Raw genomic sequence first — 19,874 nt, 5'->3', positions numbered from 1 at the left:
TTCCCGGAGCCCCGATGCCACGCGCCGCGCTGACGATCCTCCTCGCGATCACCCCTGTCCTCGCCCAGGTACCGGCTTCTCCGGACCGCTCCGTCAGCTTCCCGGGTTTCAACGCCTTCCCCTTGAAGGGCAGCGTGAAGGCCGGCGGCGGCCATCCCTACTTCGCCGTGATGGTGGCGGGTTCTGGCCCCACGGACCGGGACTGGTCCAATCCGCTCATTCCCGTGCCGAGCCATGCGGGGCGGGAGGTCGCGGCCTGGCTGCAAGGGCAGGGCATCGGCTCGCTGCGCTTCGACAAGCGGTTCATCGGGGCCAAGGACCCCAAGCTCGACGTCTCGCTGGATGCCCAGCTGGGCGACATCAAGGCGGCCCTGCGCGCAGCTCGGGCCCTACCCGAGGCGAAAGGGAAGAAGCTGCTCCTGGTGGGCCACGGCGAGGGCGCGCTGCTGTCGCTGCTGGCGGCCGGGGGCGCCGATGCGGCGCTGCTGCTGGCCATGCCGGGCCTCAGCATGGGCAGGCTCATCTCCGCCCAGGTCAAGGGCCAGCTGGAGGCGGCCGGCGCGCCGGCAGAGGTCTCCGCCACGAACCTGGCCTACCTGGAGGCGGTGCTGGCCGCCATCCGGAAGGACCTCGACCTGCCTGAAGCCGGGCCCTCCGTGGCACCGGGCCTGACGGCCCTGGCCCGCAGCCTGGCCCGGCCTGAGACCCGCGGCTTCGTCCGCGACCTGCTGGACCTCGATCCCTGGGGCGCAGCGCAGCGCCTGCCCATCCCCACCGCGGTGGCCTGGGGCGATCGCGATGTCCAGACCTGGAAGCCCGAGGTGGTCCCCGCGGAGTTCAAGGGTGCCGTCATCGAACTCGCCGAGGCCAACCACCTCCTCAAGCGGGAGAGCCGCGCGAAGTCGGAGCTGTCCGGCGCCAACGCCTCGACCACCTACGGCGATGGCACGCCGCTGGCCGATCTCACGCCCGTGGCGGCGTGGCTGAAGACGCTGAAGTGACTACTTCCCCTCGGCGGGCACGGGGATGAACAGCGTGTGGATGCCGCCATGGCTGGAGGCCATGCCCGACAGGGTGAGGGTCTGGGCCATGCGCTCGCTGAGGTATTTGGCCAGGCTCGCCTTGCCATCCCGCCTCGGGTGATGGGGCTCGGCCATGAGGATGTAGAGCGTACCGTCGGAGGTGAGGATGCCCGCGGGCGATCCGGAGGCCACGCACAGGGTGCCGCAGGCCTTGTGGCCCTCGCCCCGCTTGCCCAACTGGGTGTAGCAGGACACGTCCACGATTTCGCCCGTGACCGTGATGGGTTTGGCTTCGGCGAGCACCTTCTTGTTGGCCTCGGTGGCGGCCGCCTCCAGGGTGGTGGCGGACCAGGCCGGGGCCTGGGCCCCGGGTGTCTGGAGTAGCAGGAGACAGGCGAAGACGAGCATGGTCCCTCCCGGGGGAAGGGCCCCATGGTAGTCCCATCCAGGCCTTGGGCAAGCCCCCGGAACCGTTCTTCCCTGCGCACATCGCATGCGTTGCGCGAGATCTGGGGCCAGATGGCCCCGGCCCACCTTGGTATGCTGTCCCTTCACTCGTTTTGGAGGTCCCATGTTCAGCCTCGACGGCAAGGTCGCCCTCGTCACCGGCGCCAGCCAGGGCATCGGCGAAGCCATCGCGAAGCAGCTCGCCGCCCAGGGGGCCACGGTGGTCTGCGCGGCCCGCACGCTGAACAAGCTGCAGGACGTGGCGGATGCCATCACCGCGGCCGGGGGCAAGGCGGACGTCATCGCCGCCGACCTGTCGGACACGGCCTCCGTGAAGGCCGCCGTGGCCACCACCGTGGAACGCCATGGCGCCATCCACATCCTGGTGAACAACGCAGGCATCACCCGCGACAAGCTCCTCATCCAGATGAAGGAGGAGGACTGGGACGCGGTGATCGACACCAACCTCAAGGGCGCGTGGACGGCCATTCAGGCGGCCACCAAGCCCATGATGAAGCAGCGCTGGGGCCGCATCATCAACATCGCCTCCGTGGTGGGCCAGATGGGCAACCCGGGCCAGGCGAACTACGTGGCGGCCAAGGCCGGCCTCATCGGCCTCACCAAGTCCGTGGCCCGGGAGCTCGCCAGCCGCAACGTCACGGCCAACGCGGTGACGCCGGGCTACATCGAGACCGCCATGACGGCGGGTCTGCCTGAGGACGTGAAGGCCGAGTTCACCAAGCAGATCCCCCTGGGCCGCATGGGGACACCCGCCGACATCGCCGCCGCCGTCGCGTTCCTCGCCAGCGACGAGGCCAGCTACATCACCGGGCAGGTCCTCAGCGTGAATGGCGGAATGCTGATGGCCTGAGCCGGGCATGCTCCGCTCGCTTCAGGACCTGCTCCGCCGCGGCTGGGCCGCCTTCCGCTTCCGGCGTGACTGGCCCTGGGCCTTCCTCGCCGTTGGGTTGGCCCTGGCCCTGCCGCCGGTGGGATCCGGCTGCGCCGGGGCCCTGGCCTGGGCCGGCGGACTGTGGCTCCTCTTCCGCGGCCTGCGCTGGATCTGGAACAGGCTCCTGTTCCGCGTCTCGCGGCGGCTGTGGGTGATCCTCGCGCTCATGTCGGTGCTGCCCGTGGTGGCCCTGGCCCTGATGCTCATGGCCCTGAGCTGGCTCGGGCTGGGGGCGCAGGTGAGCCGCTCCACGCAGCAGACCCTGGCGGCCTGGGAAGACGCCCTGAAGACCGCCAACCAGGAATCCACGGATGCGGCCGCCCTGCAGGCCCTGCGGACCTACGGCGGGGCCTGGGTGGAGCATGCGCGGCAGCTGCCGGACGGCGTGCCGGAGACCTTCATCGGCATGGTCTGGGCCGACAGCCACGACACCAACCTGAAGGAACCCCGCAAGGACACCTACCTGCGGGCCGTGCGCAAGGAATCCGGCGGCTTCCGCATCCTCTCGCTCAACCTCGGCGTCCTGGGCGACCGCGCCCAGGCTCTGGCGGGCGGCCAGGTGCTGTTCCAGCTGGCCCCGCAGCGGGAGAGCAAGAACAAGAGGGGGAAGGAGTCCTTCAAGATCACCGCCGGCGGGGGGCGCGTGGGCAAGGAGGCAGCGATCCTGGCGGGACAGGGCCAGGCCGTGGCCACCTGGACCAAGGGACAGCCCCTCCAGGGCTCGGGCCTGTTCGCGCCCTTCGACCTGCCGCCCCTGGCCTTCACCATCACGGACTGGTCCACGGGGCAGTCGCTGGTGCTCACGGCGACGCCCGAGACGAACCTCTACGCCCTGTTCGCGGGCTTTGGCGCCAGCGGGCGGCAGGGCATGTCCCTGGGCACCGTGAAGGCCATCATCGTCGTGTCGCTGGTGCTGGTGGCCCTGGCCCTGGCCCAGGCCTTTGCGGCGATCCTCGGACTGGTCCTGGCCTGGTCGCTCGGGCGGGCCGTGAACGATCTCCACCGGGGCGTGAACCAGCTCAGCCTGGGGGATTTCTCCGCGCGCATCCATCCCCGGGGCAGGGACCAGGTGGCCCAGCTCTCCGCCGCCTTCAACGACATGGCGGCGCGGCTGCAGACCGCCGCCTCCGAGCGGGAGGAGCGCCTGCGCATGGAACAGGAACTCCGGGTGGCGCGCGAGGTGCAGATGCGCCTGCTGCCCGACCTGGAGGCGCTGCGCATGCCCTCGGTGCGGGCCACCATCCTGCCGGCCCGCGAGGTGGCCGGGGACTACTACGACCTGTTCCCCCTGGCCGATGGCAGCCTGGCCTTCCTGATCCTCGACGTCAGCGGCAAGGGCACCAGCGCGGCCTTCTACGCCGCGGAGACCAAGGGCGTGCTCTCGGCCCTGGACAAGCAGGCCCTGGGGCCCGTGGACGTGGCCGACCGCCTCAACGCCATCTGGTGCCAGGGCCATGACCGGCGCCTCTTCCTCACCCTGGCCTACGGCACCTTCCACCCCCGCACGGGCCGCTTCCAGTTCGTGCGGGCGGGGCATCCCTCCGCGTTCCTGCGGCGCCAGGACGGGCAGGTCACCCGGCTGCACCCCCGGGGGCTCGGCGTGGGCCTCAGCGGCAGCCGCTTCCGGGAGGCCCTGGAACTCTGCGAGGGCACCCTGGAGCCCGGTGACAGCCTGATCTTCTACACGGACGGGCTCACCGAGGCGCAGGCTCCCGATGACACTTTCTACGGTGAGGACCGGCTGGAGACACTGCTCACCCTTCCGGCGGAGGATCTGCAGGCCGCCATTCTGGCGGACGTGGTGGCCTTCGGCGAAGGCAGGCCCCTCGCCGACGACCTCACCCTGCTCATCCTCAGCCGCTGATTCGGTTGCGGCTCAGCGGGCCGCGTCCTTCAACTCCCGGACGATTTCCGGAGCCTGGATGCGGGCCGCCTGGAGGGCCTTGGCGAACAGGGTCTTGGCGGCGTCGCCGCGGCCCTCCCCGCGGGCCAGCCAGGCCTGGGCCCGGAGGATGTAGGGCGTCTCGTCGGTGGAGAGGGTGCGACTGCGCTCCAACAGGCTGCGGGCCATGCCGCGGCGGCCGTCCCGGGCCAGGCACTCGGCTTCGCCCGCCAGGCAGTGGGCCTCCATGACCGCATCCTTGAGCTCCTGGTGGAGGGCCAGGGACTGGCGGTAGAACCCGCGGGCGGACTCGAAGCGCACCGCCGTGCGGTTCAGCTCGCCCAGGTTGTAGAGGGCCAGGGCCTCCATGGGCCGCAGGCTGGTCCGGCGGGCCAAGTCCAGGTACTGCCGCACCAGGCCTTCGGCGCGATCAAGGTCGCCCCGGGCCTGGGCGACGCTGGCCAGGCCCATCAGCGTGTAGATGAGGCCGTTCTGGTCGCCGTTGGATTCGCGCAGCGCCTGGGCCTTGCGGAAGAAGGACTCGGCGCGATCCAGCCCGCCCTCCTGCGCCAGCGCCAGGTCGCCGAGATTGCTGGTGATGATGGCTTCCACCCACTTGTCGCCATAGCCCTGCACGGTCTGGAGCGCACCCAGGTAGCGGGTCTCGGCGCCCTTGAGATTGCCGCGCTCTTTCTCCAGCACCGCCAGGTTGTTCAGGGCCCTGGTGGCATTGATCTTGTTGTCCACGGACTCGTTCAAGGTCAGGGCCTGCTGGTACTCAACTTCGGCTTCTGCAAGTTTGTGCTGACGCTGGAAATTCACCCCAAGGGTGGCGTGGACGCCAGCTTCAAATGCAGCATCACCCAGAGTCTTTGCCAGTGCCAGGGCTTCGCGGCAGGTCTTGTCGGAGGCTTCCCACTGCCCCCGATCCCCCTGGCGAACGGCCAGGTAGTGCAGGGCCTTCATCTCGTCCACCCGGTTGCCCTGGGACCGCGCGGCCCAGCGCGCCCACTGGAAGACGGGCTCGGGCGGAATGTCCGCCAGGCGGCTGAGGCACCGAGCGTAGCCCAGCACCGCCGGTGCGAAGTCTGGGGCCAGCTGGGCGGCCCGTTGGAAGGCTGGTGCCGCCTCTTTGAATTCGCCTTGATCCACGAGCTGGGTTCCGCGGGCATAGGCCTCGAGCGCCTCGGGAGGCACGTCGGGCAGGGCACCGCGGGAGCGGGAGGCGAAGGGATCCACGGCCTTGATGAGATCCCCGGAGACTCTACGGGCCAGCGGCAGGGTGACCGTGGCGAGGTCGCCGGTTTCCCGGGCCTCTCCGGCCTGCCTGACTTTCCCACTGGCATCGATGAGCTCGTAGGCCACCATGACGGCCCCGCCCACGCCCTTCGTCAGCGTCCCGCGGAGCAGGAGCTGGGTGCCGAGCGCCGACACCAGGCGCGTCTGGTCCTCGGCGCTGAGGGCGCCCTGGAGGGGCAGGCGCAGGGTGCTGCGCGCCTTCGCCACGCTCTCCAGATCCAGAGGCGCCAGCTTCGGGTGTTCCCGGAGCGAGGCCTCCAGCATTTCCGGGAGGACGAGGCGCGCCACGGCATCCATGCCCGGGTCGCCGGTCTGGTTCGCGAAGGGCAGCACGACCAGCCGGGCGGGGTGCTGCTTCACGAGATCGGCGATGATGCCCCGGCTCAGGAACAGGTTCACGGCCCCGGCCAGGAGCAGGGCCCCCGCCACGGAGACCGCCGTCCAGCGCAGCAGGCTCTGCGGGCGCAGGAGGTGGCCGAGCGTGGCGGATACGCGGGCGGCGGTGGGGCGCTTGAAGGGGTGGGCCTCCAGCATGGCCCGCAGCAGGTCCGACGTTCCGGAAGGGAGGCCCCGCACCTTCAGCTCGCGCCGGGAGCCCTCCACGATGGCCCGCATGCGGGCCCGCCCCTCGCCGGGGAAGGGGTGCTCCCCCACGAGGAGCTCCCAGGCCACGATGCCCAGGGAGAACACGTCGCTGGAGGGCCCCGCCGCCTGCCCCTGGATCTGCTCCGGGGAGGCGTAGCTGGGGCTGCCCATGAAGGTACCGGCCTGGGTCAGCTGCTCCCAGCTGTGGGAACCCGAGGCATCCCGCCGCTCACCCTCGGTGCGGGTCATGGCGGTCTCGCGTCCATCCGCGTTCTTCTTCTTCTCGGCCTCCTCGAGGGCCTGGAGCAGGGCCAGGTTGGGGACGGGCGGAGGCGTGATCTGGAATTCCCCCGTGCCGTGAGTCCCCGCCAGCCTGGCCAGCCCGAAGTCGAGGACCTTCACGCTGGGGCCCTGGTCACCCTTCCCCGGCGCGACCATGATGTTGCCGGGCTTGAGGTCGCGGTGGACCAGGCCCTTCGCGTGGGCTGCCTCCAGTGCGAGGGAGACGCCACGGATCACTAGGAGCTTGTCCCGGATCTTGAGGCCGGGGGCGGCCTGATCGAGCGTCTGGCCCGCCACCAGCTCCATGGCGATGAAGGTGCCGCTGGGCTCATCCACCCAGTCGTGGATCTGGCAGACGTTCGGGTGGTTGAGCTGGGCCAGGGCGAGGGCCTCGCGGCGGAACCGCTCCGGCGCGCCGGCCTCGCGCTCGCCACCCACCCGCAGCGCCTTGAGGGCCACGTTGCGCTCCAGGGTGGGATCCCAGGCCAGGTACACCTCGCCCATGCCGCCGCTGCCCAGCAGCGACTCGACGCGGAAGCGACCCACCTGATCCCCCGGCTCCAGGAGCCGTCTCCCCGGAGGAAGCGCGGACGCAGGCTGGGGTTCATTGGACATTTCGCACCAGATATTTTTTTTACCTTAGCACAGCCAACCCGTCCTTTAGTCGAGTGTCGCGACGCGTTCCCCATCCTTCCAGCGCAGGCGGAGGCCCGCGCCGGCGGGCAGGGCCGAGGCGCGGGTCACCGGCCGGCCGTCGGGCCCCAGGGCCAGCACGAAGCCCCGCTCCAGCGGGCCGGTGGGATCCAGCCCCTGCAGACGCTCAGCCATCACAGCCAGCCGCTGGTCGCGCCGCTGAAGGGCGCGGGTGACCGCTGGCTCCAGGCGGCGCTGGGCGTCTCGCACCCGGGGGAGGTCCACTTCGCCCGCCACCTGGGCCCCCAGGTGGCCCAGCCTCTGCCGCAGCAGGGCCAGCCTCGCGGCGGCGCCATCCAGGCCCCGGTTGGGGTGGGCCAGGGCCAGGCGCTGGGCCAGGGTCCCGAAGCGGGCCAGGACCGGGGCCAAGGGCTCCGCCCGCTGCAGCCCATGGTCGGTCAGCAGGTTGAGGCTGGTCTCCTGCCCCTGCAGCCGCCACAGGACCTTGGCGCACAGGGCATCCACGCGCCGCCGCAGCTCGGCACCCAGGGCCGACCGGTCCGGCGTGGCCAGCTCCGCGGCCTGGCTGGGCGTGGCCGCACGGCGGTCCGCCGCGAGGTCCACCAGCGTCGTGTCGATCTCGTGGCCCACGCCCGTGATGACCGGGATGCGGCACTCCGCCACCGCCCGCACGAGTTCCGGGTCGTTGAAGGCCCAGAGATCCTCGAGGCTGCCGCCCCCCCGCACCAGCAGCAGGGCCTCGCAGCCCCAGTGGGGATCCTGCAGCTCCTGGATGGCCAGCAGGGTCTCGGGTACGCAGCGGTCACCCTGGGCGGCGGCGGGGGCGATGAGCACGTCGATGCCCGGCGCGCGCCGGGCCATCACCTCCAGCACGTCACGCAGCGCCGCGCCCCCCAGGGCCGCCACCACGCCCAGTTTCTTCGGGAAGCGGGGCAGGGGGCGCCTGGGGCGGTCGAACCAGCCCTGGACGCGCAGCTCTGCCTCCAGCTGCCGCAGCCGCGCCTGCAGGTCGCCCACGCCGGCGGGCTCGCAGTGCGTGACGGCCAGGGTGATGGTGCCCCCCGCCACGTAGAGGTTCAGGCTGCCCTTCAGCACCACCCGCTGGCCGTCGACGGGTTTGTGCTGGAGGAAGCGCTGCTGGCTGGCCCACACGGCGCAGGAGAGGGCCGCACCCTCCTCCTTCAGCGTGAAGTACCAGTGCTTCCCCGAGCCGCGGAAATTCGACACCTCGCCCACCACGCAGACGCTCGCGAAGGCCGGCTCCAGGCGGGCCTTGACCTGCTCCAGCAGGCGCTTGACGGAAAGGGGGGCAGGTTCGCTCATGGCTTGCGGAAGCGCCCCAGCCCCACCGTCAATCCCGTGAACACCGTGTACCGGGGCGCCCCATGGCTGAGTCCCACATCCACGCCCGCGTCCAGCACCAACCGTTTGGACGCCTTGTAGGCCACGGCCCAGAGATTCGAGGTGATCTGCGCATTCAGCGGCGTGGCCTGAAGGGCGTACAGTTCGCCGGTGATGGACCACTGGTCGTTGAGGTTCCGGGTGATGGAAACCGTGCCTGCGGTCTGGGTGGCGCGGCCTCCACCCGCATCGGGCGCGAGCCCGATCCAGGATTCCAGCAAGTTCACGTCGACGTGGTAGGGGCCCGCATCCCGGCTGAAGATCAGGGTGAGGGTGTCGATGGGCGCGCCGTTGCCCAGGCCCTGGGACGATGGTGCCGTGGGAAAGGTGTGGGCCAGCTGGACGGCCTGATCCATGCCGAACAGTCCATCGTGGAGGTAGCACCACTGCGCGCCCAGGCTCAGGTCTCCCAGGCCAGAGGCGGTCGGGTCGCCCACGGGCGCCAGGCGCAGGAAGCCGGGAGTGGACAGGCGCAGTTCCAGATCCTTGATCAAACCGAATTTCAGAAGCGTGGGGGTTCCGAAGGTGGTGCCATCGTCGCGGAGCGTGCTCCGCTGGAGGCCCCATTCCAGCTCTGCCACGCCGGATTGGGTTGTTGCGGCGGGTGTGGCGAAGGTGGGCCGGTTGGGATTCACCTCAATGGACGGTTCCTCAGCCCACAATGGAACGGAGAGCAGGAGGCTGAGGGCCAGTGGGGTGCGCATCGCCATCCAGGCTAGCGGATCTGGGTCGGGGCGGGCCAAGATGCGGAGGTTTGATGGCGCGGGTCGCTCTACCTCGTCATACAATGGTCACCGTTTCCCCACTCCCCCTCGAGGTGTTCCCATGCCCGGACGCTCCCTTCTCCTTCGCAGCCTGGCCCTCGCGCTCGCCCTTGCCGGCGCCGCGCAGGCCCAGACGAAGCTGCTCCGCTTCCCGGACATCCACGGGGACAAGGTGGCCTTCACCTACGGCGGGGACATCTGGACCGCTTCCGCCACCGGCGGCGCCGCCACGCGCCTGACGGCCCACCCGGGCCTGGAGCTCTTCGCGAAGTTCAGCCCCGATGGCAAGTGGATCGCCTTCACCGGCCAGTACGACGGGGACGAGCAGGTCTACGTGATGCCCAGCGGGGGCGGCGTGCCCCGCCAGCTCACCTTCGATCCCGCTACGGGCCCGCTGCCGCCGCGGGGCGGCTACGACCACCAGGTGGTGGGCTGGACGCCGGACGGCGGCAGCGTGGTGTTCCGGGCCGCGAGCGACGCGGATGGCGTGCTGAGCCGCACGGCGCTCTACACCGTGGCCCTCGCGGGTGGTCTGCCGATGAAGCTGCCCATGCCCACGGCGGGCCCCGGCTCCTTCTCGCCCGACGGCAAGCGCATCGCCTACGCGCCCATGTTCCGCGACTTCCGCCACTGGAAGCGCTACGAGGGCGGCTGGGCGCAGGAGCTCTACGTCTTCGACCTCGCCACCAGGCAGCAGAAGAAGATCGCCTCCAGCAAGCGCACCGAGCGGGATCCCATGTGGATCGGCGACAAGGTCTACTTCGCCTCGGACCGGGACGGCACGCTGAACCTCTACTCGGTGGAGCCCAGCTCCGACACCGTGAAGCAGCTCACCTTCCAGAAGACCTGGGACGTGCGCTGGCCCTCCAGCGATCACCAGTCGCGCATCGTCTACGAGCTGAACGGCGAGCTGCGCGTGTTCAACGTGCAGGACGGCAGCGACAAGGGCATCGCCATCCACGTGCCCACGGATGGCGGCGCCTCGCGGCCCGCGCGCATCAGCGTCGAGCGGAACATCGAGGGCTTCGCCCTGTCGCCCAAAGGCGAGCGGGCCCTCTTCGTGGCGCGGGGCGACGTCTTCACCGTGCCCATCGAGAAGGGGCCGACACGCAACCTCACCAACAGCTCCGGCGCCCACGACCGGAATGCCCGCTGGTCGCCGGACGGCAAGAAGATCGCCTTCATCTCGGATCTCAGCGGCGAGGACCAGCTCTACCTGGTGGACCAGGACGGCAAAAGCAAGCCCGAGGCCCTGACCACGGGCCTGGTGACCCAGCTGAACGCGCCCAATTGGTCCCCCGATGGCAAGCACCTCGCCTTCACGGACAAGGACGGCATCGTCTATGTCATCGGCCTGGCCGATCGCAAGCTGGTGAAGGCGGCCAAGGACGAGTTCGGGCGGGCGGGCGACCTGGCCTGGTCCCCGGACGGCCAGATCCTGGCCTTCTCCCTGGGCAACCTGAACGGCACCCGCAGCCTGCACGCCTGGGGCCTGGCGGACCAGCAGCTGCGCCGGCTCACGGGTGACCTGTTCCCCGTGACCGATCCCGCCTGGGATCCGGAGGGCAAGCACCTCTACGCCCTCAGCCGCCGGGATTTCGCGCCGCAGATCAGCAACCTGGAGTTCGACTACGCGGGCAACCGCAATGTGGACGTCATCGCCTACACCCTGCGCAAGGACGTGGCCCATCCCTTCCCGCCCGAGAGCGACGAGGTGGGTGTTGCGCCCGAGAAGAAGGAGGACGGCGACAAGAAGGCCGACAAGTCGGCCGACGCGCCCAAGGGCCCCGTGGCCGTGCGCATCGACTGGGACGGCTTCGAACAGCGGGGCGTGCGGGTGCCCCTGCCTGCTGACAACCTGGGCGGCCTGGAGGCGATCCGCGGCTTCCTTCTCTACACCAAGGCCTCGCCCTTCGTGTACGGCGAAGCCAATGGGCGCCGGAACGCTGGCAGCAGCCTCTGGATCTTCGACCTGAAGAAGCGCCAGGAGAGCGAGCTGCTGCCGGAGGTCCAGGGCTGGACCCTCAGCCAGGACGGCACCAAGATCCTGGCGCGGACCGGTCAGGGCCCGGCGGCCTCGTACCAGCTCATCGAAGCCAAGCCCAAGGGTGCCGACAAGAAGACCGTCTCCACCAAGGACCTCTTCGTGGATCGCATCCCCGCCGAAGAGTGGCGCGAGATCTACGACGAGACCTGGCGGCGCTTTCGCGACTTCTTCTACGTGAAGAACATGCACGGCTACGACTGGAAGGCCCTGCGCGAGCAGTACCGCCCCTGGCTGCAGCACGTGACGCACCGCTCGGACCTGACCTACGTGCTGACCGAGCTCATCTCCGAGCTGAACATCGGCCACACCTACACCGAGGGCGGTGACCAGTTCCTGCCCGAGCGCGCCAAGGTGGGTCTGCCCGGCGCCCGCATCGAGCTGGACGCCGCCACGGGCCGCTACCGGCTCACCCACATTTACCGGGGCCACAACGAGGAGCCCAAGTACCGCAGCCCGCTGACGGAGCCCGGCGTGGATGCGCGCGAGGGCGACTACATCCTGGCCATCGATGGCGTGGACCTGAAGGCGGACGAGAATCCCTACCGCCTGCTGCGGAACAAGACCTTCACCGTGACGCTGACGCTCAACACCAAGCCCACGCTGGAGGGTGCCCGGCAGGTGACCTACCGTCCCATCGAGAGCGACGCCAGCCTGCGCTACCTCGATTTCGTGCTGCGCTCGAAGGAGACCGTGGACAAGCTCAGCGGCGGCAAGGTGGGCTACCTCCACATCCCCGACATGGGCGCCCCCGGGCTCTATGAGTTCATCAAGTGGTACTACCCCCAGATCCGCAAGCAGGGTCTGGTGGTGGACGTCCGCGCCAACGGGGGCGGCAACATCAGCCAGATGATCCTCGAGCGCCTGGGCAGGAAGCTGCTGGGCACCCGCTTCGGCAATGACGGCGACCATCCCTCGACCTACCCCAGCACCGTCTTCCACGGACCCATGGTGGCGCTCACCAGCGAGACCAGCGCCAGCGATGGCGACATCTTCCCCTACCACTTCCGGTTCGCGGGCCTCGGCCCCCTCATCGGCAAGCGCACCTGGGGCGGCGTCGTGGGCGGGGGCAACCTGCCCCTCATCGACGGCGGCAGCGTCTTCGTGCCCCGCTCCGGCACCAACGCCCCCACGGGCGAGTGGATCATCGAAGGCGAAGGCGTGACCCCCGACATCGAGGTGGAGAACGACCCCGCGTCCATGCTGGCGGGCCATGATCTCCAGCTGGAGCGGGGCGTGCAGGAAGTCCTCAAGCGCATGGCCGAGAAACCCATGGCCTTGCCGAAGCGTCCGGCCGACCCCATCAAGACCAAGTAGGGCCTCCCCTGAACGCCGGAATTATCCCGGCGGCATCGTGAACGGACGAGGGCCGGGTCCCACGGGACCTGGCCCTCGCGTTGTGATGCTTTTTGGGCTTGGTGGTCTGACCATCAGAGGGTAGTGTCATTGGCAGTTGATCCGGAGGTAGACAATGTTGTTGGGTGCCCTTGCGGCCACGCTGCCGCTCATCGTCCTGCTCATCGGCATCCCGCTGATGATGAAACCCGCGGCGAAGGTCGCCCCCGTCGCGTGGCTGGTGACCGTGCTCACGGCCATCTTCGTCTTCCACTTCCCGGCGAAGGTCACCCTGCTGGCGGCCCTGCAGGGCGGCCTCACGGGCCTCTTCCCGATCATGTACATCCCCTTCGGCGCGCTGGTGGTCTACAACGTGCTGAAGACCACGGGCTGGATGGACAAGATGCAGGGGGCCATGGCCAGCCTGACCATCGACCGCCGGGCCCAGGCCCTGCTCATCGCCTTCGGCTTCGGCGCCTTCCTCGAAGGCATCTGCGGCTTCGGCGCCCCCGTGGCCATTCCCGCCAGCATCCTCATCGGCCTGGGCTACAACCCCATGATGGCGGCGCTCGTGTGCCTCGTGGCCAACACGGGCCCCGTGCCCTTCGGCTCGCTGGCCATCCCCACCGTGACCCTGGCCAAGACCACGGGCCTGGACGTGATGAAGCTCTCCCAGATGACCGGCCGCTTCATGGCGCCCCTGGCCATGATCATGGCCTTCGCCACGGTCTACGCCATGTCCAAGTCCAAGGGCCTGAAGGGCGCCATCGGCACCATCCTGGTGGCGGGCCTCAGCTTCTCCATCACCGAGTTCCTGGTGTCGAACTTCATCGGCGCGGACCTCACCTCCGTGCTGGCCGGCCTCGCCTGCCTCGTGGCCACGGCCATCTACCTGAAGACGCAGAAGCACGCCCAGCCCTGGCTCTTCGAGGGCGACGCCCCCGCCGACAACGCCCCCAAGGAATTCCACTTCAAGGAGCTGTTCCTCTCCTGGCTGCCCTACCTGCTGCTGGCCGTGCTGGTCATCGCCGTGAACCTGCCCAAGACCAAGCCCCTGTTCGCGGGTGCGGCCCCCGGCTGGAACTGGCTGGTCCTCAAGACCCAGATCTACAACCCCGGCAAGCTCTACGCCTTCACTTGGCTGCAGACCCCCGGCACCATCATGCTCATCGCCGGCGCCATCGCCTTCCCCTTCATGGGCATCAAGTACTCCGTGATGGGCGAGCAGTTCGGCAAGACCTTCAAGCAGATGATCCCCTCCTTCATCGCCGTGGCCTGCATCCTCTCCATCGCCGAGGTGATGAACCTGGCCCTGCCCATCATCGATCCCAAGACCAAGCTGGCCTTCGTGGGCGATCTGGCCACCAAGCAGATCTCCATGGTGGCCACCCTGGCCAACGGCATCGTGGCTCTGGTGAGCCAGCACGTCTACCCGCTGCTGAGCCCGCTCTTCGGCACCATCGGCGTCTTCCTCACGGGCAGCAACACCTCGGCCAACGCCCTCTTCGGCAACCTGCAGAAGCTCACCGCCCAGGGCATGGGCCTGTCGGACATCCTCATGGCCTCGGCCGGCAGCGCGGGCGCCTCCGCGGGCAAGATGATCTCGCCCCAGAGCATCGTCATCGCCGCCACCGCCGTGGGCCTGGCGGGCAAGGAAGGCCTCATCATGCGGCAGACGATCAAGTACACGATCCCCTACGTGATCCTGCTGGCCCTCATGACCTGGGGCTTCGCATTCCTGTTCCCGGGACTCGTTCCCTGACGAGACGAGCGACCGCCGCCAAGACGCCCCCGCGTCTTGGCGGTTATTTTTATCTTTGAGTGCAACATCTGTGTGTGAGGTGGGCCCATGCGCATCATCGTGGCTCCGGATTCTTTCAAGGGCAGCGTGTCGGCCCTCGGCGTGGCCGAGGCCATGGAGCGCGGCATCCAAGCCGTATTCCCCGACGCGGAAGTGCTCAAGGTGCCCATCGCGGATGGCGGCGAGGGCACTGTCGAGGCGCTGGTGGCGGCCACTGGTGGCCGCCTCATGCACACGGAGGTGCGCGGCCCTCTGGGCGACCCCGTGCGCGCCCACTGGGGCATCTCCGGCGATGGCGCCACGGCCTTCCTCGAGATGGCCTCGGCCTCGGGCCTGCCGCTGATTCCCAAGGAGCGCCGCGATCCCCGCGTCACCAGCACCTCCGGCACCGGCGAGCTGATGAAGGCGGCATTGGACGCCGGGCTCCGGAGGCTGGTCATCGGCATCGGCGGCAGCGCCACCAACGATGGCGGCACGGGCATGGCCCGGGCCCTGGGCGTGCGCTTCCTCGATGCCGAGGGCCGCGACCTGCCGGAAGGCGGCGCCGCCCTGGCGCGGCTCGCCCGCGTGGACCTGTCAGGCCTGGATCCGCGACTGGCGGAGAGCGCCCTCCTCGTGGCCTGCGATGTGGACAACCCCCTCTGCGGCCCCCGCGGGGCCTCCGCCGTCTACGGCCCCCAGAAGGGCGCCACGCCGGACATGGTGGCCGAACTCGATGCGGCCCTGGGCGTGTTCGCGAAGATCGCGGCCCAGGCCACGGGCCGGGAGGTGGCCCTGTTGCCGGGCGCTGGCGCGGCGGGCGGGCTGGGGGCCGGCCTGCTCTTCTTCACCCCGGCCAGCCTGCGGCCCGGCGTGTCCATCGTGCTAGAGACCACGGGCTTCGAGGCCCTGGTCCAGGGCGCGGACCTGGTCATCACCGGGGAGGGCCGGACGGACTTCCAGACGGCCATGGGGAAGGCCCCCGTGGGCGTCGCGGCGGTGGCCAGGCGCCACGGCGTGCCCGTGATCTGCCTCTCGGGCGGGCTGGGCGACGGCGCGGAGGACGTGCTGGCCCACGGCATCGATGCCCTGGCCAGCACCGTGCCCCAGCCCATGGCGCTGGAGGCCTGCATGGACCAGGGGGCCGCCCTGGTGGAGGCCGCAGCCCGCCGGGTCTGCCGGATGCTGAGGGTGGGGATGGCGCTGCGCCGATAGGTCGGCCCTACCGGCTGGCCGGAAACGCAGCGCGGACATGCTCCAGGAAGGCCTTTTCGGCGGCACCCATGTGCCGATCCGGATTCCACACCAGGTGCGTGGAGATCCTGATCTCCGGCCCTTCCCAGTGGAGGGCCACCAGCTTCCCGGACTGCAGTTCGGCCTCGACGGCCATCCGGGGCAGGGGCGCGATGCCCAGGCCCACTTCCACGCAGCGCTTGATCGTCTCGACGCCCTGGAATTCGAGGAAGCGGCCCGGGTGCGCGCCGGCGGTGATCAGCTGCCGCTCGAACTGGTTGCGGTAGCTGCAGCCGAGGGCCTTCAGCAGGACATCCTCCCCGATGAGGTCCTGGGCGGAGACCCGGCTTGCGGTGGCGAAGCGGTGCGAAGGCGCCGCCACGATGAGGATCTCCTCGTCCCGGAGCCGCTCCACCGCCAGCGTCTTGGAGGGGAAGGGCTCCTCCAGGATGAAGGCGAAATCGGCCGTGCCGTCCAGCACCTGGCGCTTGAAATCGCGCACGAAGCCCGGGAGGAACTGCAGGTGGACCCGGGGGAATCTGTCCTTGAAGGCCTTCAGGACCGGCGGCAGCAGGTAGGTGCAGACGGATTCGGGCGCCGTGAACCGGAGGGTGCCCACCCCGGCCTCATCCTGCAGCGAGGCCTTGGCCTCGTGGGTCAGGGCGAGGATCCGCTCGGCATAGACGAGGAACCGCTCGCCGGGCTCCGTGAGCTCCAGCCGGTTGCCGACGCGGTTGAAGAGCGACGAGCCGAGATCCTCTTCCAGGCTCTTGATCTGGGCCGTCACGCTCGACTGCGCGTAGCCCAGGGAGCGTGCGGCGTTCGTGAAATTGAGGGTGCGGGCGGCGGCGGCGAAGGTCGATAGGGTCCGGACATCCATGGCAGCCATTGTACCGGGGCCTTCCAGGGCGCTCCGGAAAGCCCTGGAGGCGCAGGCATAGCGGACCGTTCGATCAGTGAATCCGATTCCAGGGATCGAAAAGATTCGCTGGTTTCCCGGGCGCAGAGAAGGGAAATTGGATGTCAGGGCAGCAAATGACACACCTGTGAACCAGGGCCGCGGATCTTCCCGGCCCCGTCGGAGGCTACGATGACCACCTCTCTCGAATTCCGCGCGGGGATCCTGGCCCAGTATCCGGATGTGTACACGCCGGAGGTGCTCCGCGCCCTGGACGTGCTGGCGCCCCTCAACGAGCGCCGCCGCGAGCGCATGGCCGCCCGCACCGCCCTGCGGAAGCGTCGCCATGCGAAGGGCGAGCGCATCGCCTTCCTTGATCTCGGGTCCCTCATCCCTGGCACCCAGATCAAGGTGGCCGACGCCCGCGCCGGCAACTTCGATGGCGCCGTGATCCCGCCCGACCTCCAGCGCCAGTGGATCCAGGGGACAGGTCCTGCCACCAAGCCCCGCGCCGACGTGCGCTCGGGCATCCGCAACGTGGCCTACGCCCTGCTCTCTGGCGCCGACGGCTGGATGTTCGACGGCGAGGACGCCCTGGGCCAGGTGGACACCATGTCCCTGGACAACCACCGCAACCTCAAGCTCGCCCTCGCCCGCGACCCGCTCTTCCTCGAGGTGGCCGAGGAGGTCGCCCATGAGATGAACCAGTGGGCCCAGGGTTTCTTCGGGCGTCCCATCATCGCCGACTGGCGCCAGCAACTGGACTTCACCACGGTGATCTACCGGGTGCGGGGCCTCCACCTGGACGACCGGCACATCCGCCGGGACGGCCACGGCTTCTCCGCTTCCATCGCGGACATGGTGATGTTCGTGGTGAACAACCAGGAGCGCCTGCGGGCCGCCGGCCGCAGCCTCGTTCTCTACCTTCCGAAGACCCAGACCGCCGAGGACGCCGCCCTCTTCAACAGCATGATCCTCGCCCTGGAGGCGCACCTGGGCCTGCCTGTGGGCACCATCAAGTGCTACGTGCTGGTGGAGCAGATCGAGCAGTGCTTCCAGCTCATGGAGATCCGCGCCGCCCTGTCGCCCCACTTCGTGGGTTTCAACACCGGCCGCTGGGACTACATCAACAGCGTCTCCGACGCGCTGGCCTGGGACCGGGACTTCGTGAACCCCAACATCCAGGCCATCACCATGACCTACGGCTACATGCGGACCTACGAGGACCGCGTGCGCCGCGCCATGAACACCCCGGACCGGAACGGCCGCTACGCCCTCTGGCAGGGCGGCATGGAGCCCAACATCCCCGTGGGCTCCGAGGCCGGCGTCTCCGCAAGCATGAAGAAGGCCGTGGCCGGTGCCGAGCGCGAGCAGCGCGAAGGTGCCTCGGGCAAGTGGGTGGCCCACTGGAAGATGGTCCACATCGTCCGCCCCGTCTGGGAGAAGGCGGGGCAGGCCAACCAGGCGGGCCGTGCCTTTCCGGCGCTGACCTACACGCCGGAAGACGCCGCGGGCCTCATGCAGCTGGAGCCAGCGCCGCGCACCATCGCCGGCGCCCGCGACCTGCTCTCCGTGGCCCTGCAGTATGGCAACGCCTTCCTGCGCGGCTTCCAGGCCGCCGCCCTGAAGCCCGCGGACTTCTTCGGCAACGACGACGTGCTCTACCTCATGGAGGACATGGCCACGGGCGAGATCCGGCTCTCCATCCTGTGGGAGTGGATCCACAAGGGTGCGGTGCTCACCGAGGCCGATGCCGGGACCGGCTGCGCCGCCGGGGCTCCCTTCACGCCCGCCCTCTTCGCCCGCCTGCTGGAGGAGGAATACGCCAAGCTCCGCCAGGCCGGCAACCGCGACGTCCACGACGACTCCAAGGACACGACCCTGCCCATCGCCCGGGCCATCGTCCAGACCTACGTGGGAAGCGACATCAAGGCGCCCTGGTACGTGGATCTGCTCAACCTCAACCTGGGCGTGGACCAGCTGTCCGTGGCGGAGCGCCGCATCGCGCAGTTCCTGGAGGCCTTCGAGAAGGATGGAACGCGGCTGACGGAGAACCTGGATTTCTGATCACCTCCGCCACCACCATCGAAATGGCTGCCCCTCCTCCTCATTCTGATGGGGGACACCGTTGGCTTGGGCATGGCTGTGCGCATAAACCGATGCAAACAGACAAAATGACAGGTGGCTCGGGAAATGCTCAGTCAGCCGGCAGAGGCGATGACCCTTGCCTTCAAGGGGGCCCATCGAAGCCTCCGGAAAAGGACAGGACCATGAGCGAGTCGAAGACCTTCACCAAAGACCCAACATGCGGCATGAATGTGGAAGTGGCCACCGCCCTCCACGCCGTGCGGGATGGCAGGACCTACTCCTTCTGCAGTGATCAGTGCAGGGCCAGGTTCCAGGCGGTCTCCGCCGGGGAGGCCGTGACTTGCGGCAGCTGAACAAAGGGGATTGCCGCTGATCCTGTCCGAGGCCGCCCGGGTCGCAGGAAGGCTCAGGATTCTGAAGGTGCCTGAGCCTCGGCCTTGGGGAAGTGCTCCTTCGCGCATTCCGGGCACATGCCGTGAGTGAAGGAGGCCTCGGTGTGCTCGGCGAGGTAGTGTTCCACCTGGGTCCACAGCCCTTCGTCATCCCGGATCTTCTTGCACCAGCCGCAGATCGGGAGCATGCCCTGGAGCGTTCGGATCTCGTTGAGGCTCCGCTGGAGCGCCTGGTTCGCCTCGTGGAGGTGCTTCCGCTCCTCATCGTGGGTGGCCACCACCACCCACAGCATCAGGACGCAGGCCACGACGCTGACCAGGAAGCCGGTGGTGAGGTCGAGGTAGCGGTCGAAGGGCGTCTGGAAGGGGATCGACCACCCGGGACGGACATGGTCAAGGGCCAGGAGCCCCAGCACGTTCGCCAGGAAGAGGAGCAGGAAGACCCAGCGCTCCCGCCCGCGGAAGAAGATGCCGTTGATCATGACGCCGGCGAAGAAGAACATGGCGATGCTGCCCTGGGAACCCGCATCCGTGAACCAGCACAGGTTGAGGACCAGGGCCACGACCACGAAGAAGGTCCGCATGTAGTGGGACCCGCGGAGCGAGGCCCAGTAGAGGGCCAGGGCCGCCAGCCCGAAGACCGCGATGGTGGCATTGAGCATCCAGGGCAGGTTCTGGATGGCGTTCACCGGGATGACCACGGCGAAGGAGAGGAAGGCCGCCGCCAGGCAGAGCAGGCGGAAGAGCCGGAGCTCCATGTTCGGTTCCCGGGCGGACGAGAACTCGTATCTCAGCGAGGCGAGGAAGGACTTCAAG

At 69.2% G+C, this 19,874-nt stretch carries 14 protein-coding genes; 8 read left to right on the top strand and 6 right to left on the bottom strand.

Annotation, left to right across the window (positions count from 1 at the left end; all coding sequences use genetic code 11):
- Positions 1 to 14: 14 nt before the first annotated feature.
- A complete protein-coding gene (locus QOZ81_RS11845; protein WP_291206275.1) occupies positions 15 to 1,001 on the top strand; it encodes an alpha/beta fold hydrolase in 987 nt (328 codons plus the stop codon).
- Here the strand turns inward: QOZ81_RS11845 and QOZ81_RS11840 are convergent, their stop codons facing one another.
- The gene (locus QOZ81_RS11840; protein WP_291206278.1) at positions 1,002 to 1,430 is read right to left on the bottom strand and encodes a hypothetical protein; all 429 of its coding nucleotides are present in this window, start codon (positions 1,428 to 1,430) and stop codon (positions 1,002 to 1,004) included.
- A 163-nt stretch (positions 1,431 to 1,593) separates the two neighbouring features.
- Here QOZ81_RS11840 and fabG point away from each other — a divergent pair, with 163 nt between their 5' ends.
- Both fabG and QOZ81_RS11830 read left to right on the top strand, forming a co-directional pair.
- Entirely contained in the window at positions 1,594 to 2,340 is a 747-nt protein-coding gene (gene fabG, locus QOZ81_RS11835; RefSeq protein WP_291206281.1) for a 3-oxoacyl-[acyl-carrier-protein] reductase, read from the top strand.
- A 7-nt stretch (positions 2,341 to 2,347) separates the two neighbouring features.
- On the top strand, positions 2,348 to 4,285 hold the full coding sequence (locus QOZ81_RS11830; RefSeq protein WP_291206284.1) for a PP2C family protein-serine/threonine phosphatase: 1,938 nt from the start codon (positions 2,348 to 2,350) through the stop codon (positions 4,283 to 4,285).
- Between the two features lie 12 nt (positions 4,286 to 4,297).
- Here the strand turns inward: QOZ81_RS11830 and QOZ81_RS11825 are convergent, their stop codons facing one another.
- From QOZ81_RS11825 to QOZ81_RS11815, 3 genes are all read right to left on the bottom strand, one after another.
- Positions 4,298 to 7,015, bottom strand: a complete 2,718-nt coding sequence (locus tag QOZ81_RS11825; protein WP_291206287.1) for a protein kinase domain-containing protein — start codon at positions 7,013 to 7,015, stop codon at positions 4,298 to 4,300.
- Positions 7,016 to 7,129: 114 nt separating this feature from the next.
- A complete protein-coding gene (xseA, locus tag QOZ81_RS11820) occupies positions 7,130 to 8,446 on the bottom strand; it encodes an exodeoxyribonuclease VII large subunit (protein ID WP_291206290.1) in 1,317 nt (438 codons plus the stop codon).
- Positions 8,443 to 9,228 (bottom strand): transporter, encoded by a 786-nt coding sequence (locus QOZ81_RS11815; protein WP_291206293.1) that lies wholly within the window; start codon positions 9,226 to 9,228, stop codon positions 8,443 to 8,445. The genes xseA and QOZ81_RS11815 overlap by 4 nt, the downstream gene beginning before the upstream one ends.
- A 121-nt stretch (positions 9,229 to 9,349) precedes the next feature.
- On the opposite strand from QOZ81_RS11815, the gene QOZ81_RS11810 reads away from it, so the two are divergent.
- The 3 genes from QOZ81_RS11810 to QOZ81_RS11800 all read left to right on the top strand — a co-directional run bounded on the left by QOZ81_RS11810 (position 9,350) and on the right by QOZ81_RS11800 (position 15,662).
- Positions 9,350 to 12,649 carry a S41 family peptidase gene (locus QOZ81_RS11810; protein WP_291206296.1) on the top strand — a complete coding sequence of 1,100 codons (3,300 nt, stop codon included), beginning with the start codon at positions 9,350 to 9,352 and terminating at the stop codon, positions 12,647 to 12,649.
- Positions 12,650 to 12,803: 154 nt separating this feature from the next.
- The gene (locus QOZ81_RS11805; RefSeq protein WP_291206299.1) at positions 12,804 to 14,429 is read left to right on the top strand and encodes an L-lactate permease; all 1,626 of its coding nucleotides are present in this window, start codon (positions 12,804 to 12,806) and stop codon (positions 14,427 to 14,429) included.
- Between the two features lie 87 nt (positions 14,430 to 14,516).
- Positions 14,517 to 15,662 carry a glycerate kinase gene (locus tag QOZ81_RS11800; RefSeq protein WP_291206302.1) on the top strand — a complete coding sequence of 382 codons (1,146 nt, stop codon included), beginning with the start codon at positions 14,517 to 14,519 and terminating at the stop codon, positions 15,660 to 15,662.
- A 7-nt stretch (positions 15,663 to 15,669) separates the two neighbouring features.
- Here the strand turns inward: QOZ81_RS11800 and QOZ81_RS11795 are convergent, their stop codons facing one another.
- Positions 15,670 to 16,560 (bottom strand): LysR family transcriptional regulator, encoded by an 891-nt coding sequence (locus tag QOZ81_RS11795; RefSeq protein ID WP_291206305.1) that lies wholly within the window; start codon positions 16,558 to 16,560, stop codon positions 15,670 to 15,672.
- A 210-nt stretch (positions 16,561 to 16,770) separates the two neighbouring features.
- On the opposite strand from QOZ81_RS11795, the gene QOZ81_RS11790 reads away from it, so the two are divergent.
- Both QOZ81_RS11790 and QOZ81_RS11785 read left to right on the top strand, forming a co-directional pair.
- Entirely contained in the window at positions 16,771 to 18,645 is a 1,875-nt protein-coding gene (locus QOZ81_RS11790; protein WP_291206308.1) for a hypothetical protein, read from the top strand.
- A gap of 203 nt (positions 18,646 to 18,848) precedes the next feature.
- Complete coding sequence (locus QOZ81_RS11785; protein ID WP_291206312.1) at positions 18,849 to 19,019, top strand: YHS domain-containing protein; 171 nt, start codon at positions 18,849 to 18,851, stop codon at positions 19,017 to 19,019.
- A 53-nt stretch (positions 19,020 to 19,072) separates the two neighbouring features.
- Here the strand turns inward: QOZ81_RS11785 and QOZ81_RS11780 are convergent, their stop codons facing one another.
- Positions 19,073 to 19,873, bottom strand: a complete 801-nt coding sequence (locus QOZ81_RS11780) for a hypothetical protein (RefSeq protein WP_291206315.1) — start codon at positions 19,871 to 19,873, stop codon at positions 19,073 to 19,075.
- Position 19,874: the final 1 nt, after the last annotated feature.

It is taken from the genome of Geothrix sp., assembly GCF_030219325.1.
GTDB lineage: Bacteria > Acidobacteriota > Holophagae > Holophagales > Holophagaceae > Geothrix.
This window is presented reverse-complemented; position numbering and strand designations above follow the sequence as displayed.